Raw genomic sequence first — 25,241 nt, 5'->3', positions numbered from 1 at the left:
CTCAGCTCCGCTCCAGGATGCCGTCGATCTTGCCCGAGGCCTCCTTCAGGAGCTGGTCGATGTCGGCGTCCTTCTTGGTGAGCACGGCGGACACGACGCCGTCCAGCACGGAGTAGATCTGCTGGGCGCTGGGCGGTTCCACCTTCAGCGTGAGGCTCCGGTTGCCGTCCAGGAAGGCGCGGTAGTTCTCCACCGGCACATTGGCGTTGGCCTTCTTGACCTGCTGGTCGGTGGCGTCGGCGGCGCCGGTGAACAGGCGCGGCTCGGGCAGGCCGACCGGGGCGTCGTGCTTCTTGGCGCGGGCGTAGTCGCCGAGGAAGCCCTTGCCGGGGGTGAGGAACATGTGGTCGAGCCACTTCAGACCGGCCCGGATCTGGGCGGGTGTGTCCTTCTTGCTGAACATGTATCCGTCGCCGCCGACGAGGGTGCCCTGGCCGCCGGGCATCGGGGCGAGGGCGAGGTCCTTGTAGTTGCCGCCCTTCTCCTTGACCAGGATCGGGATGTTGTCGGGGGCGGAGAGGTACATGCCGAGCTTGCCCGAACCCATCATCTGCTGGGCGTCGTTGATGACGAGGAGCTGCTTGCTGCCCATGGAGTCGTCGGTCCAGCGCATGTCGTGCAGGTTCTGGAGGACGGCGTGGCCCGCGGGGGTGTCGACGCCGGCCTTCTTGCCGTCGGCGCTGACGACGTCGCCGCCCTGGGAGTACAGCTCGGCGGTGAAGTGCCAGCCGCCCTGGTTCTGGGCGCTGTAGTCGGCGTAGCCGACGGTGCCGCCGCCGAGCGCGGCGATCCGCTTGGCGTCGGCGCGGACCTCGGCCCAGGTCGTGGGCGGCTTGTCGGGGTCGAGTCCGGCCTTCTCGAAGAGCTTCCTGTTGTAGATCAGACCCATCGAGTAGCCGGTGCGCGGGATGCCGTAGACCTTGCCGTCGACGGTGTAGATGTCGCGCAGCTGCTTGCTGAGGGTGGGGTAGCTCTTGAGCTCCTTGACGTACGGGGTGAGGTCGGCGGCCTGGCCGGTGGCGACCACATGGCGGACGTCGGTGAAGTAGGTGTAGAAGACGTCCTCCATCTGGCCGCCGGCCAGTTTCGCGTCGAACGTCTTGGGGTCCTCGCAGGGGAACGCGTCGTGCGCGACGACGTCGATGTCCGGGTTCTGCTTCTCGAAGGACGCCACGTCCTCGTCGAAGAACGTCCGGTCGGTCCTGGCGCTCTTGGGCGGCTGGCAGTTGACCGTGATGCGGGTCTTGCCGTTCGCGGACGCGTCGTCGTCGGAGCCGCACGCCGTCGCGGCGAGGGCGAGGGAGCAGACGCCGATCGCGGCGACGGCATGGCGGAACCCGGTGCTTCTCATCGGTGGACCCCTCTGGACAGGAGCGGTGGGCGCCGCACACTCAAGCACCGGCGACAGGTCTTCGCAAGATGTCGCGCAGAATCTGCAATTATTTGACAGGACGATGGATCTCCGGGACGCTACCCGGCATCGTCACCCCCGGAGGCGGCCTCAGGGGCGGGGGGCCTGGGCGGTCGAGCCGCGGACCACCAGCTCCGGTTCGAACAGCAGCTCGTCCGCCGGTACGGCGCTGCCCCCGATCCGGGCGTGCAGCAGCTCCACGACCGCCTTGCCCATCGACTCGATGGGCTGGCGGACCGTGGTCAGCGGCGGTGCGGTGCAGTTCATCAGGGCGGAGTCGTCGTACCCCACGACCGAGATCCGGGCGGGGACGTCGAGCCCGCGGCGGCGGGCGGCCCGTACGACGCCCAGGGCCAGCGGGTCGCTGGCGCAGATGAACCCGGTGACCCCGCGGTCGATGAGCTTGGCCGCCGCCGCGTGGCCGCCCTCGATGGAGAAGATGGCGCGGGCGACGAACTCCTCGGGCAGATCGGGGCGGATCGCGCGGGCCGCCGCGAGCTTGCGCGCGGACGGCACATGGTCGCCGGGGCCGAGGACGAGGCCGATCCGCTCGTGCCCCAGGGAGGCCAGATGGCGCCACGCCTGCTCCACCGCCACCGCGTCGTCGCAGGACACGCCCGGGAAGCCGAGGTGTTCGATGCGGGCGTTGACCAGCACGACCGGGATGTTGCGGTCGGCCAGCAGCCGGTAGTGGTCGTGCGGCGCGTCCGACTGGGCGTACAGACCGCCGGCGAAGACGACGCCGGAGACCTGCTGCTGGAGCAGCAGCTCCACGTAGTCGGCCTCCGAGACCCCGCCCTTGGTCTGGGTGCACAGCACGGGGGTGAGGCCCAGCTGGGCCAGGGCGCCGCCGATGACCTCGGCGAAGGCCGGGAAGATGGGGTTCTGGAGCTCGGGCAGGACCAGCCCGACCAGGCGCGCGCGCTCGCCCCGCAGCTGGGTGGGCCGCTCGTAGCCGAGCACGTCCAGCGCGGACAGCACCGCCTGCCGGGTGGCCGCGGAGACTCCCGGTTTGCCGTTGAGCACCCGGCTGACCGTGGCCTCGCTGACCCCGACCTTCTTCGCCACTTCCGCAAGTCGTCGCGTCATGGCCGCAAGAATAGCGCAATTCATGCAAGCCGCTTGCGTTCCGTATGTGCGTGCCCGCTACACGCGGCTCGTGGTCGCCGTGTCGGACGACAGCCGCTGGGCGAGGTGGATCGGGACGACGGAGAGCAGCACCAGGACGGCCGCCACGACGTTCACCACGGGTGCCTGGCGCGGCCTGGTCATGTTGCCGTAGATCCAGACGGGCAGGGTCTCGACCCCGGGTCCGGCGGTGAAGGTGGTCACCACGATCTCGTCGAAGGACAGCGCGAAGGACAGCAGCGCGCCCGCCAGCAGCGCGGAGCGGAGCAGCGGGAAGGTGACGTCGGCGAAGGCGCGCAGGGGGTGGGCGCCCAGGTCCGCCGCCGCCTCCTCGCAGGAGCCCGAGGTGCGCCGCAGCCGGGCCACCACGTTGTTGAAGACCACGACGACGCAGAAGGTGGCGTGTCCGACGACCACGGTGAACAGGCCGAGGCCGATCCCGAGCGGGGCGAGGACCGTGGAGAACGCGGAGTTGAGGGCGATGCCGGTGACGATGCCGGGCAGCGCGATGGGCAGCACGACGGCGAAGGACAGGGCACCGCTGCCGAAGAAGCGGTGGCGGGCCACCGCGAAGGCGATGAGCGTGCCGAGGACCAGGGCGATCGCGGTGGCCCCCAGCCCGGCCCGCACCGACACCCACAGCGCCTGGCGGGCCCCCGAGCTGTGCCAGGCCGCCGCCCACCAGCGGGTGGTCAGCCCCGGCGGCGGCCAGGTCGCGCTGCGGTCGGGGTTGAGGGAGTTGACGAGGACCAGCAGCAGCGGGACGTACAGCAGCGCGAAGCCCGCGCAGGCGGCGGCGCGCAGCGCGATGCGCGCCCGGCGGGAGAGGTACAACACGGCGGGAACCCCCTGTGACGTGCCGCGACGGGTGGTCAGAGCCCGCTGAGCGCGCCCGTGCGGCGCAGCGCCAGCAGATAGACGACGATGACGGCGACGGGCACGGTGGCGAGGGCGGCGGCCAGCGGCGGGTCGAGTTCGATCTCGGAGTGGACGAGGTTGCCGATCAGCTGGGTCTTGCCGCCGACGATCTCCACGGTGATGTAGTCGCCGAGGCTGAGCGAGAAGGTGAAGACCGACCCGGCGGCGACCGACGGCAGCACGAGGGGCAGCACCACCGAGCGGACGGTGCGCCAGGGCCGGGCCCCGAGGTCGGCCGAGGCGTCCAGCAGCCCCGCGGGCAGCCGCGCCAGGGCGGTGTGCACCGGCAGGATCATGTACGGCAGCCACAGGTACGTCAGGGTCAGCACCGCCGCCGGCAGCCCGAATCCGGGTCCGCTCAGACCGAGCGGCCGCAGCAGCCAGTCGGCGAGGCCGCCCTGGGACAGGATGAGCCGCCAGGCGTACACCTTGACCAGGTAGCTCGCCCACAGCGGGGTGAGGACGGCCACCACGAGCAGCGGGCGCAGCCGGGGCCTCGCGACACACGCGGTGCAGAAGGCCAGCGGCAGGGCGATCACCGTGCACAGGGCGGTGACGGCGAGCGCCACACCGATGCTGCGGACCGTCACCTGGCGGTAGACCGGTGTCGTCAGCAGGGTGTGGAAGTTGTCCGCCGACCAGACCTTGACGACCGCCGAGGTGAAGGAGTCCGTCGTCCAGAAGGCGGAGACGAACAGCATGGCCAGCGAGCCGAGATAGAGCACGCCGAGCCAGAGCAGCGGGGCGGTGAGCAGCAGCCCGAGTCCGAGCCGGGGGCGCCGGTGCAGGGCTCCGGCGAGCCGGGTGAGGGGGCTGCGGGCCGGTGCGGCGGCCCGCTCGGTGGCGGCCACGGCTCAGCCCTTGATCTCGGTCCAGGCGCGCACCCACGCGGCGTAGGGCACGCACTTCACGCCGGTACGGCCGTCCAGGCACTGTTCGATGGGCGTGTTCCAGAAGGCGATCCGCTTCCAGTACGCCGCGTCGGCCGCGTGGTAGACGGCGCAGAAGTTCCGGTCGGCGGTGTGCGCGCAGGCCCCGGCGTTGGCGGGTGCCTCGCCGAAGTACTCGGCGACCTGGGCGTTGACCTTCGGCGAGACGATCCAGTCCAGCCACTTGTAGGCGCAGGTGGGGTGCTTCGCCCTGGCGGAGACCATCCAGGTGTCGGACCAGCCGGTCGAGCCCTCCTTCGGGACGAACGCCCTGACCTTCGCGCCCTCGGAGGCGGCGAAGTTGGCGATGACCTGCCAGGTGGTGCCGATCACGGAGTCGCCGCTCTTGAAGGCGGACACCTCCTTGAGGTAGTCGCCCCAGTACTCGCCGATGTCCGCGTTCTGCTTCTTCAGCAGGGCCACGGCCGCGTCGAACTGCTTCTGGTCCAGCGCGTACGGGTCCTTGATCTTCAGCTCGGGCCGGGACGCCTTGAGGTAGAGCGCCGCGTCGGCGATGTAGATCGGCGAGTCGTAGGCCGTGACACGGCCCTTGTACGGGGCCGCGCCGTCGAAGACGGCCGACCAGGAGGTGGGCGCGGGCTTCACCTTGCCGGTGTCGTACATGAGGAGGTTGGCGCCCCGGCCGTGCGGGATGCCGTAGGCGCGGCCCTTGACGGAGTTCCACGGCCGCATCCTCAGATCGGGGTAGACACCGCGGTAGTTCGGTACGAGGTCGGTGTTGACGGGGGCCGCGTCGCCGGACGCGATGAGCCGCAGGGAGGCGTCCCCGGAGGCCGACACGGCGTCGTAGTCCCCGGTCTTCATCAGCTTGACCATCTCGTCGGAGTCGGCCGCCACCTTGGCGCGGACCCGGCAGCCGGTCTGCTTCTCGAAGCCGCTGACCCAGTCGGCCTTCGGATCGTCCGAGCCGTCCTCGACGTAGCCCGCCCAGGCGATCAGGTTCACCTGTCCCTCCGCCCGGCCCAGGTGGGCGGGGGCCTTGAGATCGGGTGGCCGGAGACCGCCGGACGAGGCGGAGCCGCCGGAGGAGCCGCAGGCGGTGGCGGCGAGCAGCAGTGCGGCGGCGGTCACGCGGATGAGGATGCGGGTGGGGCGCATGCGGTGACTCCCAGTGGGGTGGGACGGGGGTTCAGCGGGTGCGTCAGCGGGTGTCGGGGACCGGGACCGCGTGGCGGCGGTGCCAGGTCAGGCCGACGCGGGTGCCGCGGTAGGCGGCGACGTCCGCGGCGGAGGTCTCCAGGTTCTGCTGGAGCGCGGTGAGCCGGCCGCCCGCGTCGAGGTCGACCAGGAAGCGGGTGGAGTCGCCGAGGTAGACGACCTCGGCGACGGTGCCGGTGGCCGTGACGTATCCGGGACCGTCCGCCCCGGTGGCCTCCTCGCCGACACGGATCTTCTCCGGGCGGACGGTGTGCAGGCCGCCGGTGCCCAGGATCCGCCGGGCGGCCGCGTCCCGGAGCAGGTTGGAGGTGCCGACGAAGCCCGCGACGAAGGCGGTCGCGGGCCGTTCGTAGATCTCGGCGGGGGTCCCGGCCTGTTCGACGCGGCCCTCGCGGAGGACGGCCACCCGGTCGCTGAGGGCCAGTGCCTCGGTCTGGTCGTGGGTGACGAGGACGAAGGTGATGCCCACCTCCCGCTGGAGCGCCTTGAGTTCGCTCTGCATCCGCTCCCGCAGTTCGCGGTCGAGGGCGCCGAGCGGTTCGTCCAGGAGCAGCACCCGGGGGCGGCCCACCAGGGCGCGGGCGAGGGCGACGCGCTGGCGCTGGCCGCCGGAGAGCGCCCCGGGGCGCCGGGCGCCGTAGCCCTCCAGGCCGACCTGGGCCAGTGCCTCGCGCGCCTGGGCCAGGCGCCGTGCCTTGGGCACCTTGCGGACCTTGAGGGCGTAGGCGACGTTCTGTTCGGCCGTCATGTGCGGGAAGAGGGCGTAGTCCTGGAAGACGGTGTGCACGTCCCGCTCGAACGGGGCGAGGCCCGTGACGTCCCGTCCGCCGAGGGCGACGGTTCCGGCGGTGGGGCGCTCGAAACCGGCGATCAGGCGCAGCACCGTGGTCTTGCCCGAGCCCGAGGGGCCGAGCAGGGAGAAGAACGCGCCGTCCGCGATCTCCAGGTCGACCCCGGCCACCGCGGTGGTCCGCCCGAACTCCTTGCGCAGGCCACGCAGCCGGATCGCGCTTTCCCGCATGCGGACCCCTTCCGGCCCTCATGGACAGTGCAACGTTGCACGCAAGATAGGGAGTCGTGGTGCAAAGCTCAAGACCGCCTCGGGGCGCACCCCTGCCCGAGGGGTGGGACGGGTGGGGTGCGCGCGGGGCGGGAGCGAAGGGGAGCCGGGGGCGGGGGCCGGGGCCGCCCGGCGCCGTCGGCGACCTGAACGCCGACGGTGCCGGGTCAGACCTCGGAGTCCGGTACCACGCTGAGGTGGCCGGACGGGCGGCGGACACGACGGGCCCGGCGGGGCGCCGGGGCGGGGCGGCGTGCCTCGCGCAGGACCAGGGTCAGCCGGGAGTAGCCGAGGTCGCGCAGGGTCGCCGGGGTCTCCTCGACCACACGGCAGTCGGTGGCGCCCCAGCGGGGGTCGGGATGCAGCAGCGGACGGACGGCGCCGTCCGAGCGGGTGGCCGCGGCGCCGACCGCGCGGATCCAGTGCGGCAGGCCGTGCCGGTAGGCGGCCTCCATGATCGGGTCCTGGGCGATGTCCCGGCGGATGGCCTGAAGTCCGTGGTCGGGGCCGGTGCTCTCCACGGCGGCCGCGAACTGCGCCAGCATCGGCAGGCACCAGCGGGACTCGTGCTCGCCGAGGACCGCTCCCGCGTCCGGGTGGAAGAGCACGAAGCGCAGGAAGTTGTCGCCCGGCATGGCCGACGGGTGCTGCCCTATGCCCCGGAAGAGCGCGGTGTAGGCGTTGTTGGCCAGGATCACGTCCCAGCGGTGGTCGACGACGAAGGACGGAAAGGAGACGGCCTCCAGCAGCACGGCGTAGTCCTGAAGGTAGGCCTGCGCCTCGGGTCGGACGGGAACGGGCTGCGGCGCCGGCCGCTGCCCTCCTGCCTGAAATGCCATCGGGAGGTCACCCCTCTTGCCTCTGCGGCCTTCACGCGGCGCCTTGATCCTGCTGCTCAGCGGCATGCCATGTCAACTATCGTGGCATTTCATGCCGGTTGACGGCTGAAATTGGCCACAGTTGTGGCGAGACCTGGATGCGAGTTCGAACAAGGGGCTACTCTCCGGGAAGTTCACGGCGACCCCGCCCCGTGAGAAGCCTGTGAGAGACGTAGGAGATCTGTCGGTGACGGACGGCATCGAGGATCCGGGCACCACGGCGTCGGTCGTGCTGACGGCGGCGGTCACGCGTGTCACCGCGCTCGCCGGTCGGCTCGGCGTGCCCCAGGCGGAGGTTTTCGACACCGGCCGCCTCTCCGTGGCCTGCGGAGTGCCGGAGCCCGTGGTCAAGGCCCTGCTGAGCGGCCGGAGCGCGGGCGAGCCGGATGTGCAGGCACGCTTCCTGCAACGGCTCGGTCTGCTGCGCCGCACCCGGCTGAAACCGAACGGCCGGCGCTACACGCAGCAGGAGATCGCGGACGGCGCGGGCATGTCGCGCCAGCAGGCGGGCGCCCTCATCAACGGCGACCGGCGCCCCACCATGGAGCACTGCGACGCCCTCCAGCGGTTCTTCCGCGTGCACGCCGGGTTCCTCACCGCCGAGGACCCGGAGGCGCTCGCGAGCGCGCTCCAGCGCACCGAGCAGGATCTGCTCCAGCGGCTCGCCGACCGCGAGCGGGAGGCCGCCGCTGCCGCCGGTGATCCGCTGGAACGCCTGCTCCAGAACCACGGCGTCCGCTCCATCGCCTGGCGGGCCGCCCAACTCCCCACCGACCAGCACCGCGACAAGGTCGCCGAATGGCTGGACATGCTCCTGGAGAGCGTCAAGCGCCCCGAGGAGTGAGGCCGCCGCCGGTCGCCACCGGCCGCCACGGGCCGCCACCGGTCCCGGGCCGCTCGCGGGGCGTGCGCCGGCCGGTCACCCGCTGGGCCGAGCGGGCGAAGCGGGACGCCGCGCGGGGGCATTGTCAGCGGGGGGCGGCAAGCTGGAGGGGTGCCACCGCCACGCGGGGGGCACGGCGCGCCGTCCGGGCGACCGGACGCGTGCGCGACCGTGTGCTGCCGAAACCGGGGAGAACGAGCCATGCCGACCGCCGTACCGACCGACCACGAGCGCACCGCAGTCCAGGCGTATCTGCGGCTGCTGCACACCGTGCGCGCCGCCTTCGACGCCCCGGCGGCCGTCCGGCGGCCCGTCCCCGTCCCGCCGTCGGTGCTCGCCGAGGCGGAGACGGCGCTGGCGGGCGCCGGACTCGCGGGCAACGAGGAGGAGTTCTTCCGGCTGCTGCGTGACTGGTCCGCGCCCGGCGGCTGACGGCCGCGCCGCGGACCGCGCGGACCGGGACGGGCGGGACGGTCAGGTGTGGTGCACCGTCACCGCGGTGACCAGCAGCCCCGCCCCCGCGGCCCAGCGGCCGTCGAAGTGGGTGAGGTGACGGCCGTCCAGCACGGGGCCCGGGACGAGGAGCCGCGCCCGGAAGCCGCCGCTGTGCGGGGCGCCCGGGTCGGTGCCGATCTCGACGTCGGCCTCCGTGAAGTCCAGCCACTGCCCGGTCAGCGGGTACCACGCCTTGTAGACGGACTCCTTCGCGCTGAACAGCAGCCGCTGCCAGTGCACGTCGGGCCGCCGCTCGGCCAGTTCGTCCAGCCGTCGGCGCTCGTCGGGCAGCGTGACGGCGGGCAGGACCTCCTCCGGGAGCGGTTCGTCGGGTTCCGCGTCGATGCCGACGGAGGCCACGTCGGCGGACCGGCCGAGCGCGGCGGCGCAGTAGCCGTCGCAGTGGGTCATGCTGCCGACCAGCCCCGAGGGCCAGCGCGGGGCGCCACCGGCGCCGGGCAGGACCGGCTGCGGCGGCACGCCGAGCTTCTCCATGGCGCGGCGCGCGCAGTCCCGCACTCCGGCGAACTCCCGGCGGCGCTTGGCGACCGCCCGTACCATCACGGCCTGTTCCTCGGGGTACAGCGGGGCGTGGCCGGGCCCGTCCGTGCCGTACGCCTCCACCGCCACCACCCGGTCCGGCAGCAGCTCACCGATCACCGGTTCCGTCCTCCATCGGCAGTACGCGGCGCAGCCGGCCCGGTGGTTCGGGGCGCTTGCGCCACTCGCGGGGGTATCCCACCGACACCTCCTCGAAGCGGACGCCCTCGTGCCAGGTGGTCCGCGGTATGTGAAGGTGACCGTAGACCATGGCGGCCACCCGGAACCTGCGGTGCCAGTCGGCGGTGAGCCGCGTGCCGCACCACATGGCGAACTCCGGGTACCAGAGCACGTCCATGGGGTGCCGGTCGAGCGGGTAGTGGTTGACGAGCACGGTGGGCAGGTCCTCGGGCAGTTCCGCGAGCCTGCGTTCGGTCTCGCTCACCCGGGCCCGGCACCACGCCTCCCGGCTCGGGTAGGGGTCCGGGTGCAGCAGGTACTCGTCGTTGCAGACGATGCCGGTGCCGTGCGCGTAGGCCAGGCCCTCCTCCTTGGTGGCGCAGCCCTCGGGCAGGAACGAGTAGTCGTAGAGCAGGAAGAGCGGGGCCACGGCCACCGGGCCGCCGGGTCCGGACCAGACCGGGTAGGGGTCCTCGGGGGTCGTCACGCCCAGGTCCCTGCAGAGTTCGACCAGGTACTCGTAGCGGGCGACACCGCGCAGGGTGACGGTGTCCCGGGGGTGGGTCCACAGTTCGTGGTTGCCGGGGGTCCAGACGACCTTGCGGAACCGGCTCGCCAGCGTCTTCAGCGCCCAGCGGATGTCCGCGACGGTCTCGGCGACATCGCCCGCGACGATCAGCCAGTCGTCGTCCGAGCCGGGTACCGTCCGTTCGACCAGGGCCCGGTTCTCGCTGTAGCCGATGTGCAGGTCGCTGATGGCCAGCAGTCGCCCGCTGCCACCGACCGTCCCCGTCACCGCTCACCCCTCTGTCACCCGCCCGTGGGAACCACAACAACACACCCGGCCACCTGCGGACAAGGTCCGGCCCGGCAACCGGCCACCGCCGTGGCCGGATCCGGCGTACGCGCCCGCCGGGCGGCCGCCGCGGAGCCCGCCGCCACGGGCCGCGCTTCCCCTCGCGCGTCCTTCGCAGGCCCCTTCTCCCCCGCCGGGAAATTTTTTCGCGGCTTTTTTCGCCGCGGGGTGTATCAGGGCCCGTACCAGCGACTCTCAAGGGTGGGGGACGCGGGGAGCACGGGGGAACCGCGGGGGAATCACGGGGGACACGGGGGACCGGGGGAAAAGGGGACGGGGGAACGGGGAGTCGGGGCGGTCGGTCGCCGTACGGGGGAGCGACCGACCGCCTCGGCGCGTTCGCCGCCCGCCCCCGGACCCGCCCCGCCTCGCCTCGCCTCGCCGCCCGCCGCTACCCGAGGTAGGCGAGACCGGGATGGACCCGGGTGTACTCCTCGACCAGCCTGCGGGCCACGTTGACGGAGTCCACCAGCGGATGCAGGGCGAACGCCTTCACCGCGACCGCCCGGGAGCCGGATGCCGCCGCGGCCAGCACCTCGCGCTCGACCGCCTTGACCGAGCGGACGAGACCGGCCGCGTGCCCCGGCAGCGGGCCGGTGGAGACCGGGTGCGCGCCGTTGGCGTCGACCAGGCAGGGCACCTCGACGACGGCGTCGGAGTCCAGCTCCGGCAGGGTGCCGCGGTTGCGGACATTGAGGATGAGGGTGGTGCGTTCGTCGCGGGCGACGGCCCGCATCAGGGCGAGCGCCACCTTCTCGTAGCCGCCGGAGAGGTCGTCCTCCTCGCGCTCGCCCGCCCCGGCCGCCTCCCGGTTCTCCGCCATGTACGTGGCCTCGCGCTCGGCGCGGGTGCGGTTCCAGGCGTCCAGCGCCGGGGCGTGCGGGTCGCCCAGCTCCTCGTAGAAGCGGGCCTGCTGGTCGCGCAGGAAGGCGCCGCGGGTCTGCCCGGCCCGCTGGTAGGCGTCGACGGCCTCGCGGTTGAAGTAGTAGTAGTGCAGGTACTCGTTGGGGATCGCGCCCAGCGTGCGCAGCCACTCGGCGCCGAAGAGGCGGCCCTCCTCGAAGGAGCCCAGCAGCGCGGGATCGGCGAGCAGGCGCGGCAGTTCGTCCCGGCCGCCGACCCGCAGCCCGCGCACCCAGCCGAGGTGGTTGAGGCCGACGTAGTCGATCCACGCCTCGCGCGGGTCGGCGCCGAGCACCCGCGCGATACGGCGGCCCAGGCCGACCGGTGAGTCGCAGATGCCGATGACGCGGTCGCCGAGGTGGCGGGACATGGCCTCGGTCACCAGCCCGGCCGGATTGGTGAAGTTGATGACCCAGGCGCCGGGTGCGAGCCGGGCCACCCGCCGGGCGATGTCGACGGCGACGGGGACGGTGCGCAGGCCGTAGGCGATGCCGCCCGCGCCGACGGTCTCCTGGCCCAGGACGTCCTGGGCGAGCGCCACCCGCTCGTCCGCCGCCCGGCCCTCCAGACCGCCCACCCGGATCGCCGAGAACACGAAGTCGGCTCCGCGCAGGGCCTCGTCCAGGTCGGTGACGGCCCGCACCGCCGGGGCGTCCGGCACCCCGGCGGCCTGCTCGGCCAGCACCCGGGTGATCGCCGAGAGCCGGCCCGCGTCGAGATCGTGCAGGACGACCTCGGTGACACGGCCCGCGCCGCGGTCCGCGAGCAGCGCCCCGTACACGAGCGGCACCCGGAACCCGCCGCCGCCCAGAATCGTCAGCCTCACCCTCGCACCTCTCCGCCACGGCCCCGCGCCGGCCACCGGATCCGCGATCCGGCGGGCGCGCGCACATCCGGAACGAAACCCTACTCGGCGCCGCGCTCCGGGCCCGTGAGCCGCCCGCCGCCACCGGGGGCCGCCCCGCCGTCCCCGCGCGCGGCCGACCGGGTGATCCGGAATCCACCGCCCCGGCAGGCGATACGTGATTCCATTCGAATCCCCACCCCCTAGTCCACGGCAGGAAACTGATGAGACGTCACCTCTTCGCCCTGGCCGCCCTGTCGGCGGCCGTCACGCTCGGTGCGGCGACCTCCTCGGCGGCGGCCGGGCCGGTCTGGCAGGAGACCGGCACCGCGCACGTCGACTCGCTGAGCGGCAGCCAGGGCCTCGCCAGCCGCGCGGACGGTTCACTGGTGTACCGGGGGCTCGCCTCCGTCCCACTGGACCTGCGCGTCAAGGGCTGGAACCACGTCGGCGACCCGGATGTGGCCCAGGGCCATGTCTTCGACGCCTACCAGGGCGCGGACTCGGCGACCTCCAAGATGTTCGCGGTGACCACCCCGGGCGGCCAGCGCTACGAGTACGTCCATCCGCTGGACGCGGGCGAGAAGGTGAACAACTCCTTCGCGGCCGTCTCCCCCGACGCCCAGTGGCTGGTGTCCGGGGAGTGGGGCGACCAGAACCGGCTCCAGGTCTTCCCCGCCCCGCTGCTCAACCCGTCCACCCCGCGCACCGGCGGCACGCTGCCGCAGGCCCCGCAGATCACCCTGGACAAGCCGGTCCGCGACATCCAGGGCTGCGACTTCGTCGATGACACCCGGCTGCTGTGCGCCTCGGACGACGGCTCCAAGGAGCTGTTCCCCGAGGACCGGCCGCTGCTCCAGGTGGACCTGGACCACAAGCTGGACGGCGGCGCCGTGACCGGGCACGTCACCAGCCTGTTCGCGCTGCCCCAGCGCAGCGTGTGCAGCGGGGGGTTCGAGGCGGAGGGGGTGGACTACGAGACGTCCACCGGCACCCTGCGCGCGGAGGTCGTCCCGCCGAGCGTCTGCAAGGTCGCCACGACCGTGTACAGCTTCCGCCTGGGATAGCGGCGGACGGGAGTGGTCACCGGACGGCGGCGGGCCGGGCCCGCCGCCGTCCGCGTTCCGCGGCCGGGTCCCCGCACCGCCCTCTCCCCCGCGTCCTCCTCCGCTCACCCCCTTCGCCCCGCCTCACCCCCCTTCACCCCCTGAACTCCCCCGCCCGCACCGGACTTTCCCTGCTTCAACTCTTGACGGCCGGGGCGGTGGGGAGCACATTGGCGGGCGCACCTCCTGAGAGCGCTCTCAGAACGTTCCCCTCGCTCCCCACCCCACCCGGGAGGCCCCCGTGAGTGAACCCTCAGGCGCACCCGCCCAGTTGCCCGCCGCACGCAGCGCGCCCCGACGGCGGCGCTCCGCGCGCCGCGCGCTCGTCGCGGCGCTCGGCACCCTCGGTCTGGCGGCGGCCCTGGCCACCGCCGCGACGCTTCCGGCCGACGCCTCGGCCCCCGCCCCGCCCTCGGGCTGGACCCAGGTCTTCCTGGACGACTTCGACGGGGCCGCGGGCTCCGGTGTCGACACCTCGGCCTGGCAGTACGACACGGGCACCTCGTACCCGGGCGGCGCGGCCGGCTGGGGCACCGGCGAGGTGGAGACGATGACCTCGTCCACCGCCAACGTCGCCCTGGACGGCAAGGGCGATCTGCTGATCACCCCGCGCCGGGACGCCTCCGGGCACTGGACCTCGGGCCGGATCGAGACCACCCGCACGGACTTCGAGCCGCCGTCCGGCGGCAAGCTGCGCGTGCAGGCCCGCATCCAGCTGCCGGACGTCACCGGCGCCGCCGCCAAGGGCTACTGGCCCGCCTTCTGGGCGCTCGGCTCGCCCTTCCGCGGCAACTACTGGAACTGGCCCGGCGTCGGCGAGCTGGACATCATGGAGAACGTCCAGGGCCTCAACACCGACTGGGCGACGATGCACTGCGGCACCAGTCCGGGCGGCCCCTGCAACGAGACCACGGGCATCGGCGGTTCGACCCCCTGCCCCGGCGCGACCTGCCAGGCCGGCTTCCACACGTACGCCATGGAGTGGGACCGCTCCGCCAGTCCCGAGCAGATCCGCTTCTCGGTGGACGGCACCGTCTTCCACACCGTGCGGGCGGACCAGGTCGACGCGACCACCTGGGCGAACGCCACCCGGCACGGCTACTTCGTGATCCTGGACGTGGCCATGGGCGGCGGCTTCCCGGACGCCTTCGGCGGCGGCCCGGACGGCGGCACCGAGCCGGGCCACCCGATGACGGTGGACTATGTGCAGGTGCTGACCTCGGGCGGCGGTGGCGGCGGCACCACTCCCCCGCCCGCCGGCCACCGCGACGCCTACAGCCCCGTACAGGCCGAGTTGTACGACAGCCAGAGCGGTGTGAGCACGGAGGCGACCACCGACAGCGGCGGCGGACAGGACATCGGGTCGCTCGCGAACGGGGACTGGGCGCTCTACAAGGGCGTCGACTTCGGTTCCGCGGGCGCGCGGCAGTTCTCCGCCCGGGTCGCGAGCGGCGCGGCGAACGGGGTGAGCGGGCTGGTCGAAGTGCGCCTGGACAGCCGGGGCAACGCGCCGGTGGGCAGCTTCGCGGTGGGCAGCACCGGCGGCTGGCAGTCCTGGCGCACGGTACCGGCGAACATCGGCACGGTGACCGGCACCCACGACGTCTATCTCACCTTCACCAGCGGCCAGCCGGCCGACTTCGTGAACGTCAACTGGTTCGACTTCGGCCACTGAGCGCCGTACCGGATGAGCGCCGTACCGGGTGAGCGCCGTACCGGACCGGCAGGCGCGGCCGGACCGGCACGGACAGGGGCCCCGCGACGGCGCGGGGCCCCTGTCCGTTCAGCGCAGTTCCGCCCGGAAGGCCACCGGGGTCTGCCCGGTGTGCAGATGGAAGAACTTCGAGAAGTTGGCCGCGTCCGGGAAGCCCACCGCCACGCCGACGCGCCCGATGGGGAGTTCGGTGTGCGCGAGCAGGCGTTTGGCCTCCAGCACGACGCGCCGGTCGATGAACCCCTTGGGCGTCTGGCCGGTGGCGGCGCGGACCGCGCGCACCAGCGTGCGGCGTGAGTAACCGAGGGCGTCGGCGTAGGCACTGACGCTGTGGTTGGTGGTGAAGCCCTGTTCGACCGCGTCGCGGAACAACGTGAAGGTGGTGTCGGCCTGTTGCCGGTCGGCCTCAGCCGAACTGGCCGCGAGATGGGCGAGGCGGAGCAGGAACGCGGTCAGCGAGTGCCGCAGCACCGCCGTGTGCAGGCTCAGCGGCAGGGTCTCCGTGTCCTCGTACTCGCGGCGGAGTTGGGCGAGCGCGGCCTCCAGCGCGACGCGCCCGGCCGTGTCGGGGTGGAGCAGCGGCGGCAGGTCGTAGCGGTACAGGCCGGTGGCCTCGACGGTGGCGCGGGGCAGGAAGCCGGGCTGCATGGTCAGCACCGTTCCGCGGTACTCGTGCGCGCGGGAGAAGCGGTGGACCTGTCCGGGGCGGATCCACAGCACGTCACCGGCGGCCGCCTCGTACTCGGTGAAGTCGACCATGTGCCGGACGGGGCCCGCGGCGAAGAGCATGACCACATGGAAGTCGATGCGGTGGACGCGGTGGAGAGGAGCCCCGGCGTGCCAGGTCCGGCCGGTGCCCAAGGGGCCTATCTGGAGTCCGACGCCGCCGAGGCTCAGGTCGACCGGGAAGGGGAAGGTCCTGATCGCGTGGCCGCCGCTTCCCGCGCCGTCCTCGTCGCCACCGTCGCCGTCCTGGGTGATTTCGTCCGCCATGTCCTTCTCGTACCGGCTCGGCCGCCCGCCGACGGGCCGCGTGATCCAACTGTGTCCCACTTTCACCACAGGCTGACACACGGAGACCTTCCGGCAAAAAAGTCTGACTTTTAAGTTCGAACACGTCCGGCAGCAATCCAGCTTCTCCCGAGGACTTCTTGAAGATGAGCGAGCAGACGACCGTCCCCTTCGAGTGGACCGACCTCGACCGGCGCGCCGTGGACACCGCGCGCCTGCTGGCGGCCGACGCCGTGCAGAAGGTCGGCAACGGCCACCCCGGCACCGCGATGGCCCTGGCCCCGGCCGCGTACACGATCTTCCAGAAGCTGATGCGGCACGACCCGGCCGATCCCGAGTGGACCGGCCGCGACCGCTTCGTCCTCTCCCCCGGCCACACCTCGCTGACCCTCTACACCCAGCTGTACCTGGCCGGCTACGAGCTGGAGCTGGACGATCTGAAGGCGTTCCGCACCTACGGCTCCAAGACCCCGGGCCACCCCGAGTACGGCCACACCGCCGGGGTGGAGACCACCACGGGCCCGCTCGGGCAGGGCGCCGCGATGGCGGTCGGCATGGCGATGGCCGCCCGCTACGAGCGCGGCCTGTTCGCCCCGGACGCCCCCGAGGGCACCTCGCCCTTCGACCACACCATCTGGGCCATCGTCTCCGACGGCGACCTGGAGGAGGGCGTCTCCGCCGAGGCGTCCTCGCTGGCCGGCCACCAGAGGCTCGGCAACCTGGTCTTCCTCTACGACGACAACCACATCTCCATCGAGGGCGACACCGCCACCGCCTTCTCCGAGGACGTGCTGGGGCGCTACGAGGCGTACGGCTGGCACACCCAGCGCGTCGAGCCCGCCGCCAACGGCGACGTGGACGTGCGCGCCCTGCACGCGGCGCTCTCGGCGGCCCGCGCCGAGACGTCCCGCCCCTCGATCGTGGCGATGCGCACGGTCATCGCCTGGCCGGCCCCGCACGCCCGGAACACCGAGGCGTCGCACGGCTCGGCGCTGGGCGAGGAGGAGGTCGCCGCGACCAAGCGCGTGCTCGGCTTCGACCCGGAGCGGACCTTCCAGGTGGACGAGGACGTCCTCGCGCACACCCGGCGGGCCCTGGACCGGGGCGCCGAGGCGCACGCCGCCTGGGAGAAGCAGCTCACCGAGTGGCGCGGGGTGCGGCCCGAGCGGGCCCGGCTGCTGGACCGGATCGTGGCCGGGAAGCTGCCCGAGGGCTGGCAGGACGCGCTGCCGGTCTTCGAGGAGGGGAAGTCCGTCGCCACCCGCGCGGCCTCCGGCAAGGTGCTCCAGGCCCTCGGCGAGGTGCTGCCCGAGCTGTGGGGCGGCTCCGCCGACCTGGCCGGCTCCAACAACACCACCATCGACAAGACCTCCTCCTTCCTCCCCGCGGGCAACCCGCTCCCCGAGGCGGACCCCTACGGCCGCACCATCCACTTCGGCATCCGCGAGTTCTCCATGGCCGCGGAGATGAACGGCATCGCCCTGCACGGCAACACGCGCGTGTACGGCGGCACCTTCCTGGTCTTCTCCGACTACATGCGCAACGCCGTGCGCCTGTCCGCCCTGATGCAGCTCCCGGTGACGTACGTGTGGACGCACGACTCCATCGGCCTCGGCGAGGACGGCCCCACCCACCAGCCCGTCGAGCACCTCGCCTCGCTGCGCGCCATCCCGGGCCTCAACATCGTCCGCCCGGCCGACGCCAACGAGACCGCCCTCGCCTGGGCCGAGATCCTCAAGCGGCACGCCACCCACCCGGCGCCGCACGGCCTCGCGCTCACCCGCCAGGGCGTACCGACGTACGCGCCGGACCCGGACACCGCCAAGGGCGGCTACATCCGCCTGGAGGCGTCCACCGGCACCCCGGACGTGATCCTCATCGGCACCGGCTCCGAGCTCCGGCTCGCCGTGGCCGCCCGGGAGGCGCTGGAGGCCGAGGGGATCGCCACCCGGGTGGTGTCGATGCCGTCCGTCGAGTGGTTCGAGGAGCAGCCCCTCGCCTACCGCGAGCACGTCCTGCCGCCGTCGGTGCGGGCCCGGGTCGCCGTCGAGGCGGGCATCAATCTGACGTGGTACCGCTTCACAGGTGACGCAGGACGGATCGTCTCCCTCGATCACTTCGGTGCCTCCGCCGATGCCGGGACCCTGTTCGCCGAGTACGGCTTCACCCCCGAGAACGTCGCCGCCGCGGCCCGCGCCTCGCTGGCCGCCGCGCGCGCATGATCCGAACGCAACAAGGAAGATGATCACTGTGACCGAACAAACCGCGGCCTCGGAAGCGCTGGGGCGCCTGTCCGACCAGGGCGTGTCGATCTGGCTGGACGACCTGTCGCGCCGCCGGATCACCTCGGGCAACCTGGCCGAGCTGGTGGCCGGACGGCATGTCGTGGGCGTCACCACGAACCCGTCGATCTTCCAGGCCGCCATCGGTTCCGGCGCGGGCTACGAGGAGCAGCTCGCCGACCTGGCGGTGCGCGGCGTCACGGTCGACGAGGCCGTGCGCATGATGACCACCGCCGACGTACGGGACGCGGCCGACGTGCTGCGCGGGGTGTACGACGCGACCGGCGGGCAGGACGGGCGGGTCTCCATCGAGGTGGACCCGCGCCTCGCCCACGACACGACGGCGACCGTCGCCGAGGCCCGGCAGCTGGCCTGGCTGGTGGACCGGCCCAACGTCATGATCAAGATCCCCGCCACCCGTGCGGGCCTGCCGGCCATCACGGAGGTCGTCGGAGCGGGTATCAGTGTCAATGTGACGCTGATCTTCTCCCTGGAGCGCTACCGCGAGGTGATGGACGCCTACCTCGCCGGTCTGGAGAAGGCGCGCGCCGCCGGGCACGACCTGGCGTCGATCCACTCCGTGGCCTCCTTCTTCGTCTCCCGGGTCGACTCCGAGATCGACAAGCGGCTGACGGCGCTGGGCACCGGCGAGGCCCTGGCGCTCAAGGGCCGGGCGGCCCTGGCGAACGCCCGGCTGGCCTATGCGGAGTACGAGCAGGTGTTCGGTTCCGCGGACGGGACGACCCGGCCGGGCGAGCGGTTCGCCGCACTGGTGGGCGCGGGCGCGCACGCCCAGCGTCCCCTGTGGGCGTCGACCGGGGTGAAGGATCCGGCGTACAAGGACACCCTGTACGTGGACGAGCTGGTCGCGCCCGGCACGGTGAACACCATGCCGGAGGGCACGCTGAACGCCACCGCCGACCACGGCGCGATCACCGGTGACACGGTGACCGGCGGCTACGAGCAGGCCCGCGCGGACCTGGCGGCCGTCGGGCGGCTGGGCATCTCCTACGACGAGGTCGTCCAGCAGTTGGAGGACGAGGGCGTCGCCAAGTTCGAGACGGCCTGGCAGGACCTGCTGGACGCGGTCACGAAGTCCTTGAACAGCAAGGGAGTTGACGCGGAATGAGCAAGAAGCCCGCCGAGCCGGCGGCTGCGGAGGCCGGGGCGGCGAGTCCGTCGCCCGCCGCCGCCGTACGGCCCGAGGACCAGGAACCGGATCCCAAGGCCATGCAGCAGGCGCAGGCGTCCGGGGCCACGGGCTCCGCCGCGGCGCGCGGGACGGCGGACGCGCGCGTCCCGGCCGTCCCGGCCGCCGACTGGGTGAATCCGCTGCGCGACCCCCGCGACCGCCGGCTGCCCAGGATCGCGGGCCCCTCCGGGCTCGTCATCTTCGGTGTCACCGGCGACCTGTCCCGCAAGAAGCTCATGCCGGCCGTCTACGACCTGGCCAACCGCGGTCTGCTGCCGCCGGGCTTCTCGCTGGTCGGCTTCGCCCGCCGGGACTGGGAGGACCAGGACTTCGCGCAGGTCGTGCACGACGCCGTCAAGGAGCACGCGCGCACCCCGTTCCGCGAGGAGGTGTGGCAGCAGCTCGCCGAGGGCATGCGCTTCGTCCCCGGTGACTTCGACGACGACACCGCGTTCAAGCAGTTGCACGACGCGGTGCAGGAGCTGGACTCCTCGCGGGGCACCGGCGGCAACTTCGCCTTCTACCTCTCGGTGCCGCCGAAGTTCTTCCCCAAGGTCGTGCAGCAGTTGAAGAAGCACGGTCTGGCGGAGGGCCCCGAGGGCTCCTGGCGGCGCGCGGTCATCGAGAAGCCGTTCGGCCACGACCTGGCCAGCGCCCGCGAGCTGAACCGGATCGTGCACGAGGTGTTCGACCCGGACCAGGTGTTCCGCATCGACCACTACCTGGGCAAGGAGACCGTCCAGAACATCCTGGCGCTGCGCTTCGCCAACCAGATGTACGAGCCGATCTGGAACCGTTCCTATGTCGACCATGTGCAGATCACCATGGCCGAGGACATCGGCATCGGCGGCCGGGCCGGCTACTACGACGGCATCGGCGCCGCCCGCGACGTCATCCAGAACCACCTGCTCCAGCTGATGGCGCTCACCGCGATGGAGGAGCCGATCGCCTTCGACGCGGAGGCGCTGCTCACCGAGAAGCTGAAGGTGCTCAAGTCGGTGCGGCTGCCCGAGGAGCTGGGCGAGCACACCGTGCGCGCCCAGTACGCCGAGGGCTGGCAGGGCGGCGAGAAGGTGCCCGGCTACCTCCAGGAGGAGGGCATCGACCCGAAGTCGAAGACCGACACCTACGCGGCGGTCAAGCTGGAGATCGACAACCGCCGCTGGGCGGGCGTCCCCTTCTATCTGCGCACCGGCAAGCGGCTGGGCCGCCGGGTCACCGAGATCGCGGTGGTCTTCAAGCGGGCCCCGCACTCCCCCTTCGACACCACCGCCACCGAGGAGCTGGGCGAGAACGCCATCGTGATCCGCGTGCAGCCGGACGAGGGCATGACGGTCCGGTTCGGTTCGAAGGTGCCGGGCACCTCGATGGAGATCCGGGACGTGACGATGGACTTCGCCTACGGCGAGTCCTTCACGGAGTCCAGCCCGGAGGCGTACGAACGCCTCATCCTGGACGTGCTGCTCGGTGACGCGAACCTGTTCCCCCGTCACCAGGAAGTGGAAGAGTCCTGGAAGATCCTCGACCCGATCGAGGGCTACTGGGACGAGCACGGCAGGCCCGCCCAGTACCCCTCGGGCACCTGGGGACCGCGGGAAGCCGACGAGATGCTCGCACGAGACGGACGGAGCTGGCGCAGGCCATGAAGATCGACCTGACCGACACCACGGCAAGCAAGATCAACAAGGCGCTGGTGGAAGGCCGCCGCGCCATCGGCACGCCCGCCGTGGGCATGGTCCTGACGATGGTGATCGTCGCCGACGAGGAGAACGCCTACGACTCGATCAAGGCGGCCGAGGACGCCTCCCGCGAGCACCCCTCGCGCACCCTGGTCGTGATCAAGCGGCACGCGCGCACCCTGCGCGACCGCACCCACTCCCGGCTGGACGCGGAGATCCGCCTCGGCTCGGAGGCCGGCACCGGCGAGACGGTGGTGCTGCGCACCTACGGAGACGTCTCCGACCACGCCGACTCGGTGGTGCTGCCGCTGCTGCTGCCGGACGCGCCGGTCGTCGTGTGGTGGCCGGTGGAGGCGCCCGGCAACCTCGCGGCGGACCCGCTGGGCGCGCTGGCCCAGCGCCGCATCACCGATCTGTACGCCTTCGAGAACCCGCTGGAGGTCCTGCGGACCCGGGCGCGCCACTACGCGCCCGGCGACACCGACCTGGCCTGGACCCGGCTCACCCTGTGGCGCTCGATGCTGGCGGCGGCGCTGGACCAGGCCCGGGTGCGGGTGACCTCGGCGGCCGTGGAGGCGGAGGCCGACAACCCGAGCGCGGAGCTGCTGGCCCGCTGGCTGGAGGCCCGGCTGGGCGTCCCGGTCGACCGGGTGGGCAGCGAGGGACCGTTCGTGACGGCCGTCCGCCTGGGCACCGCCGACGGCGAGATCGTCATCGACCGGCCCGAGGGCCCGCTGGCCACGCTGAGCCTGCCCGGCCAGCCGTCCCGCACCCTCGCCCTCAAGGTCCGTCCCACCTCCGAACTCATCGCCGAGGAGCTGCGCCGCCTCGACGCCGACGAGATGTACGCCGTGGCCCTGCGGGGCGACGGGATCAAGGAGACCGTCTGACATGTCCGACACCACCAAGCTCACCCGGCGTCCGCAGTGGACCGCGCTGGAGGACCACCGCGCCCGGTGGACCTCCCACCTGCGGGAGCTGTTCGCCGAGGACCCCGCGCGCGCCGAGCGCTACACGGTGCGCGTCGGTGATCTGCGCATCGACTACTCCAAGCACCTGGTCACCGACGAGACGCTCCAGTTGCTGCGGGAGCTGGCCGAGGCGACCGGCGTGGCCCCTCTGCGCGACGCCATGTTCGCCGGGGAGAAGATCAACGTCACCGAGGGGCGGGCCGTGCTGCACACCGCGCTGCGCGCGCCCCGGGACGCGGTGATCGAGGTCGACGGCGAGAACGTGGTGCCCCAGGTGCACGCGGTCCTCGACAAGATGGCCGGCTTCGCCGAGCGGATCCGCTCGGGCGAGTGGACCGGGCACACCGGCAAGCGGATCCGCAATGTGGTCAACATCGGCATCGGCGGCTCCGACCTCGGCCCGGCGATGGCGTACGAGGTGCTGCGCGCCTACACCGACCGCGCGCTGACGGTCCGGTTCGTCTCCAACGTCGACGGCGCCGACCTGCACGAGGCGACCCGCGACCTGGACCCGGCCGAGACGCTGTTCATCGTCGCCTCCAAGACCTTCACCACGATCGAGACGATCACCAACGCCACCTCGGCCCGGGACTGGCTGCTCAAGGGGCTGGACGGGGACCCGAAGGCGGTCGCCAGGCACTTCGTGGCGCTGTCGACGAACACGGAGAAGGTCACCGGGTTCGGTATCGACGTCGACAACATGTTCGAGTTCTGGGACTGGGTCGGCGGCCGGTACTCGTACGACTCGGCGATCGGCCTCTCGCTGATGATCGCGATCGGCCCGGACCGCTTCCGCGAGATGCTGGACGGCTTCCGCATCGTCGACGAGCACTTCCGCGACGCGCCCGCCGAGGCCAACGCGCCGCTGATCCTGGGCCTGCTGGGCATCTGGTACGGCAACTTCTTCGGCGCGCAGACGCACGCGGTGCTGCCGTACTCGCACTATCTGTCGAAGTTCACCGCCTACCTCCAGCAGCTCGACATGGAGTCCAACGGCAAGTCGGTGCAGCGCGACGGCGAGCCGGTGGAGTGGCAGACCGGGCCGGTGGTCTGGGGCACGCCCGGCACCAACGGCCAGCACGCCTACTACCAGCTCATCCACCAGGGCACCGAGCTGATCCCGGCCGACTTCATCGGCTTCGCCAACCCGGTCGCGGAGCTGAGCGACGAGCTGAAGGCCCAGCACGACCTGCTGATGGCCAACCTGTTCGCGCAGGGCCAGGCGCTGGCCTTCGGCAAGACCGCCGACGAGGTGCGCGCCGAGGGGGTGCCCGAGGAGCAGGTCGCCCCGCGCACCTTCCACGGCAACCACCCCACCACCACGATCCTGGCGGGCGAGCTGACCCCGTCGGTCCTCGGACAGCTGATCGCCCTCTACGAGCACAAGGTGTTCGTGCAGGGCGCCGTGTGGAACATCGACTCCTTCGACCAGTGGGGCGTCGAACTCGGCAAGGTGCTGGCCAAGCGGGTCGAGCCCGCGCTGACCGAGGGCGCCGAGGTGCCCGGTCTCGACCCGTCCACCGCCGCCCTCGTGGCCGCCTACCGCGAACTCAAGAAAGTGAACTGACATGGCATCGACGCAGATCGGTCTCGTGGGCCTCGGCAAGATGGGCGGCAACATGCGGGAACGCCTCCGCAACGCCGGCCTCACGGTCGTCGGCTACGACCGCAACCCCGAGGTCTCCGACGTGCCCAGCCTGGTCGACCTGGTCGACCGGCTCGACGGCCCGCGCGCCGTCTGGGTGATGGTCCCGGCCGGCGGCGCCACCCAGCACGTCATCGACCAGCTCGCCACCCTCCTCAAGCCCGGTGACCTGGTGATCGACGGCGGCAACTCCCGCTGGACGGACGACGAGAAGCACGCCAAGCAGTTGCACGCGCGCGGCATCGGCTTCGTCGACGCGGGCGTCTCGGGCGGTGTGTGGGGCCTGAAGAACGGCTACGCGCTCATGGTCGGCGGCGACAAGGAGCACGTCGACCGGCTCAAGCCGGTCTTCGACGCCCTCAAGCCCGAGGGCCCCTACGGCTACGTCCACGCGGGCAAGGTGGGCGCGGGCCACTTCGCGAAGATGGTCCACAACGGCATCGAGTACGCGATGATGCAGGCGTACGCCGAGGGCTGGGAGCTGCTGGAGAAGGTCGACTCCGTGGACAACGTCCGCGAGGTCTTCCGGTCCTGGCAGGAGGGCACCGTCATCCGCTCCTGGCTGCTCGACCTGGCCGTCAACGCGCTGGACGACGACGAGCACCTGGAGAAGCTGCGCGGCTTCGCGGAGGACTCCGGCGAGGGCCGCTGGACGGTGGAGGCGGCCATCGACAACGCCGTGCCGCTGCCCGCGATCACGGCCTCGCTGTTCGCCCGGTTCGCCTCCCGCCAGGACGACTCGCCGCAGATGAAGATGGTCGCGGCGCTGCGCAACCAGTTCGGCGGCCACGCCGTCGAGTCGAAGAAGGGCTGACGCGCCGTGGGGGACCTTCTCCTGGTCCGCCACGGCGAGACGGAGTGGAGCCTGTCGGGACAGCACACCAGCCGTACCGACCTGCCCCTGACCCAGCGCGGCGAGGAGCAGGCCAAGCTGCTCGCTCCGCTCCTGACCGGCCGGACCTACGCACAGGTGCTCACCAGCCCGCTCGGCCGGGCCGTGCGCACCGCCGAACTCGCGGGTCTGACCGGCGCCGAGGCGGAACCCGATCTGCACGAATGGGACTACGGCGGCTACGAGGGCGTCACCACCGCCGAGATACACCGCTCCCGGCCGCACTGGGACCTGTGGACCGACGGTGTGCCGCACGGCGCCTCCCCCGGTGAGTCCCCGGAGGAGGTCGGCCGGCGCGCCGACCGGGTGCTGGAGCGGGTCGCCCCGGCGCTCGCCCGGGACGGCGGCGACGTGGTCCTGGTCGCGCACGGCCACTTCCTGCGGGTGCTGACGGCCCGCAGGCTGGGCCTGCCGCCCGCCGAGGGCCGCCTGTTCCAGCTCGCGACGGGCACGGTGAGCCGGCTCTCGACCGAGCACGACCGGCCGGTCGTCGCGGAGTGGAACACCAGGGCGGCGTAGCGGCGGACACGCTGCCCGCCCGCGCG

The 25,241-nt window shown here is 72.4% G+C and carries 22 protein-coding genes; 11 read left to right on the top strand and 11 right to left on the bottom strand.

Going from position 1 to position 25,241, the window contains the following annotated elements:
• Position 1: 1 nt before the first annotated feature.
• The 7 genes from ACWDYF_RS01430 to ACWDYF_RS01400 all read right to left on the bottom strand — a co-directional run bounded on the left by ACWDYF_RS01430 (position 2) and on the right by ACWDYF_RS01400 (position 7,464).
• A complete protein-coding gene (locus ACWDYF_RS01430) occupies positions 2-1,351 on the bottom strand; it encodes an ABC transporter substrate-binding protein (protein WP_389464368.1) in 1,350 nt (449 codons plus the stop codon).
• Between the two features lie 150 nt (positions 1,352-1,501).
• Positions 1,502-2,500: a LacI family DNA-binding transcriptional regulator gene (locus tag ACWDYF_RS01425; RefSeq protein ID WP_173860912.1), complete on the bottom strand. Its 999-nt coding sequence runs from the start codon at positions 2,498-2,500 to the stop codon at positions 1,502-1,504.
• A 57-nt stretch (positions 2,501-2,557) separates the two neighbouring features.
• A complete protein-coding gene (locus ACWDYF_RS01420; protein WP_389464619.1) occupies positions 2,558-3,373 on the bottom strand; it encodes an ABC transporter permease in 816 nt (271 codons plus the stop codon).
• A gap of 38 nt (positions 3,374-3,411) precedes the next feature.
• Positions 3,412-4,308 (bottom strand): ABC transporter permease, encoded by an 897-nt coding sequence (locus tag ACWDYF_RS01415; RefSeq protein WP_389464371.1) that lies wholly within the window; start codon positions 4,306-4,308, stop codon positions 3,412-3,414.
• A gap of 3 nt (positions 4,309-4,311) precedes the next feature.
• A complete protein-coding gene (locus ACWDYF_RS01410; RefSeq protein ID WP_389464372.1) occupies positions 4,312-5,505 on the bottom strand; it encodes an ABC transporter substrate-binding protein in 1,194 nt (397 codons plus the stop codon).
• 43 nt (positions 5,506-5,548) lie between these two features.
• Complete coding sequence (locus tag ACWDYF_RS01405) at positions 5,549-6,586, bottom strand: ABC transporter ATP-binding protein (RefSeq protein ID WP_389464374.1); 1,038 nt, start codon at positions 6,584-6,586, stop codon at positions 5,549-5,551.
• Between the two features lie 206 nt (positions 6,587-6,792).
• Complete coding sequence (locus tag ACWDYF_RS01400) at positions 6,793-7,464, bottom strand: MmyB family transcriptional regulator (RefSeq protein WP_026252661.1); 672 nt, start codon at positions 7,462-7,464, stop codon at positions 6,793-6,795.
• A 226-nt stretch (positions 7,465-7,690) separates the two neighbouring features.
• Between ACWDYF_RS01400 and ACWDYF_RS01395 the strand changes: the two genes are divergently transcribed.
• On the top strand, positions 7,691-8,347 hold the full coding sequence (locus ACWDYF_RS01395) for a helix-turn-helix domain-containing protein (protein ID WP_064536227.1): 657 nt from the start codon (positions 7,691-7,693) through the stop codon (positions 8,345-8,347).
• A 240-nt stretch (positions 8,348-8,587) separates the two neighbouring features.
• Positions 8,588-8,818, top strand: coding sequence for a hypothetical protein (locus ACWDYF_RS01390; protein ID WP_018568648.1), 231 nt, complete (start codon positions 8,588-8,590; stop codon positions 8,816-8,818).
• Between the two features lie 42 nt (positions 8,819-8,860).
• Here the strand turns inward: ACWDYF_RS01390 and ACWDYF_RS01385 are convergent, their stop codons facing one another.
• From ACWDYF_RS01385 to ACWDYF_RS01375, 3 genes are all read right to left on the bottom strand, one after another.
• The gene (locus ACWDYF_RS01385; protein ID WP_018568647.1) at positions 8,861-9,541 is read right to left on the bottom strand and encodes a 4'-phosphopantetheinyl transferase family protein; all 681 of its coding nucleotides are present in this window, start codon (positions 9,539-9,541) and stop codon (positions 8,861-8,863) included.
• On the bottom strand, positions 9,531-10,397 hold the full coding sequence (locus ACWDYF_RS01380) for a metallophosphoesterase family protein (RefSeq protein ID WP_389464377.1): 867 nt from the start codon (positions 10,395-10,397) through the stop codon (positions 9,531-9,533). The genes ACWDYF_RS01385 and ACWDYF_RS01380 overlap by 11 nt, the downstream gene beginning before the upstream one ends.
• A gap of 451 nt (positions 10,398-10,848) precedes the next feature.
• Entirely contained in the window at positions 10,849-12,186 is a 1,338-nt protein-coding gene (locus tag ACWDYF_RS01375; RefSeq protein WP_018571829.1) for a 6-phospho-beta-glucosidase, read from the bottom strand.
• 242 nt (positions 12,187-12,428) lie between these two features.
• On the opposite strand from ACWDYF_RS01375, the gene ACWDYF_RS01370 reads away from it, so the two are divergent.
• On the top strand, positions 12,429-13,271 hold the full coding sequence (locus ACWDYF_RS01370; protein WP_389464379.1) for a hypothetical protein: 843 nt from the start codon (positions 12,429-12,431) through the stop codon (positions 13,269-13,271).
• A 280-nt stretch (positions 13,272-13,551) separates the two neighbouring features.
• Positions 13,552-14,985 (top strand): glycoside hydrolase family 16 protein, encoded by a 1,434-nt coding sequence (locus tag ACWDYF_RS01365; RefSeq protein WP_389464380.1) that lies wholly within the window; start codon positions 13,552-13,554, stop codon positions 14,983-14,985.
• 108 nt (positions 14,986-15,093) lie between these two features.
• On the opposite strand, the gene ACWDYF_RS01360 is transcribed toward ACWDYF_RS01365, so the two are convergent.
• Complete coding sequence (locus ACWDYF_RS01360; protein ID WP_381740255.1) at positions 15,094-16,017, bottom strand: helix-turn-helix domain-containing protein; 924 nt, start codon at positions 16,015-16,017, stop codon at positions 15,094-15,096.
• A 164-nt stretch (positions 16,018-16,181) separates the two neighbouring features.
• Between ACWDYF_RS01360 and tkt the strand changes: the two genes are divergently transcribed.
• From tkt to ACWDYF_RS01325, 7 genes are read left to right on the top strand one after another with little or no spacing between them, the layout of a single operon-like run.
• On the top strand, positions 16,182-18,257 hold the full coding sequence (gene tkt, locus ACWDYF_RS01355; protein ID WP_389464382.1) for a transketolase: 2,076 nt from the start codon (positions 16,182-16,184) through the stop codon (positions 18,255-18,257).
• Positions 18,258-18,276: 19 nt separating this feature from the next.
• Complete coding sequence (tal, locus tag ACWDYF_RS01350; RefSeq protein WP_381740252.1) at positions 18,277-19,446, top strand: transaldolase; 1,170 nt, start codon at positions 18,277-18,279, stop codon at positions 19,444-19,446.
• Positions 19,443-21,155 carry a glucose-6-phosphate dehydrogenase gene (gene zwf / locus ACWDYF_RS01345; protein ID WP_389464384.1) on the top strand — a complete coding sequence of 571 codons (1,713 nt, stop codon included), beginning with the start codon at positions 19,443-19,445 and terminating at the stop codon, positions 21,153-21,155. The genes tal and zwf overlap by 4 nt, the downstream gene beginning before the upstream one ends.
• Entirely contained in the window at positions 21,152-22,078 is a 927-nt protein-coding gene (opcA, locus tag ACWDYF_RS01340; RefSeq protein ID WP_381740251.1) for a glucose-6-phosphate dehydrogenase assembly protein OpcA, read from the top strand. Before zwf ends, opcA begins: the two co-directional genes overlap by 4 nt.
• Position 22,079: 1 nt before the next feature.
• Positions 22,080-23,726, top strand: a complete 1,647-nt coding sequence (gene pgi, locus ACWDYF_RS01335; protein WP_381740250.1) for a glucose-6-phosphate isomerase — start codon at positions 22,080-22,082, stop codon at positions 23,724-23,726.
• 1 nt (position 23,727) lies between these two features.
• On the top strand, positions 23,728-24,618 hold the full coding sequence (gene gnd, locus ACWDYF_RS01330) for a phosphogluconate dehydrogenase (NAD(+)-dependent, decarboxylating) (RefSeq protein ID WP_381740248.1): 891 nt from the start codon (positions 23,728-23,730) through the stop codon (positions 24,616-24,618).
• Positions 24,619-24,624: 6 nt separating this feature from the next.
• The gene (locus ACWDYF_RS01325; protein ID WP_389464387.1) at positions 24,625-25,215 is read left to right on the top strand and encodes a histidine phosphatase family protein; all 591 of its coding nucleotides are present in this window, start codon (positions 24,625-24,627) and stop codon (positions 25,213-25,215) included.
• Positions 25,216-25,241: the final 26 nt, after the last annotated feature.

This window comes from Streptomyces sp. NPDC003284 (genome assembly GCF_053589675.1).
This window is presented reverse-complemented; position numbering and strand designations above follow the sequence as displayed.

Coding starts and splice junctions, on each gene's coding strand:
- ACWDYF_RS01430 (WP_389464368.1), bottom strand. CDS start 1,351: ATGAGAAGCACCGGGTTCCGCCATGCCGTCGCCGCGATCGGCGTCTGC.
- ACWDYF_RS01425 (WP_173860912.1), bottom strand. CDS start 2,500: ATGACGCGACGACTTGCGGAAGTGGCGAAGAAGGTCGGGGTCAGCGAG.
- ACWDYF_RS01410 (WP_389464372.1), bottom strand. CDS start 5,505: ATGCGCCCCACCCGCATCCTCATCCGCGTGACCGCCGCCGCACTGCTG.
- ACWDYF_RS01405 (WP_389464374.1), bottom strand. CDS start 6,586: ATGCGGGAAAGCGCGATCCGGCTGCGTGGCCTGCGCAAGGAGTTCGGG.
- ACWDYF_RS01400 (WP_026252661.1), bottom strand. CDS start 7,464: ATGGCATTTCAGGCAGGAGGGCAGCGGCCGGCGCCGCAGCCCGTTCCC.
- ACWDYF_RS01390 (WP_018568648.1), top strand. CDS start 8,588: ATGCCGACCGCCGTACCGACCGACCACGAGCGCACCGCAGTCCAGGCG.
- ACWDYF_RS01370 (WP_389464379.1), top strand. CDS start 12,429: ATGAGACGTCACCTCTTCGCCCTGGCCGCCCTGTCGGCGGCCGTCACG.
- ACWDYF_RS01360 (WP_381740255.1), bottom strand. CDS start 16,017: ATGGCGGACGAAATCACCCAGGACGGCGACGGTGGCGACGAGGACGGC.
- tkt (WP_389464382.1), top strand. CDS start 16,182: ATGAGCGAGCAGACGACCGTCCCCTTCGAGTGGACCGACCTCGACCGG.
- tal (WP_381740252.1), top strand. CDS start 18,277: ATGATCACTGTGACCGAACAAACCGCGGCCTCGGAAGCGCTGGGGCGC.
- zwf (WP_389464384.1), top strand. CDS start 19,443: ATGAGCAAGAAGCCCGCCGAGCCGGCGGCTGCGGAGGCCGGGGCGGCG.
- opcA (WP_381740251.1), top strand. CDS start 21,152: ATGAAGATCGACCTGACCGACACCACGGCAAGCAAGATCAACAAGGCG.
- pgi (WP_381740250.1), top strand. CDS start 22,080: ATGTCCGACACCACCAAGCTCACCCGGCGTCCGCAGTGGACCGCGCTG.
- gnd (WP_381740248.1), top strand. CDS start 23,728: ATGGCATCGACGCAGATCGGTCTCGTGGGCCTCGGCAAGATGGGCGGC.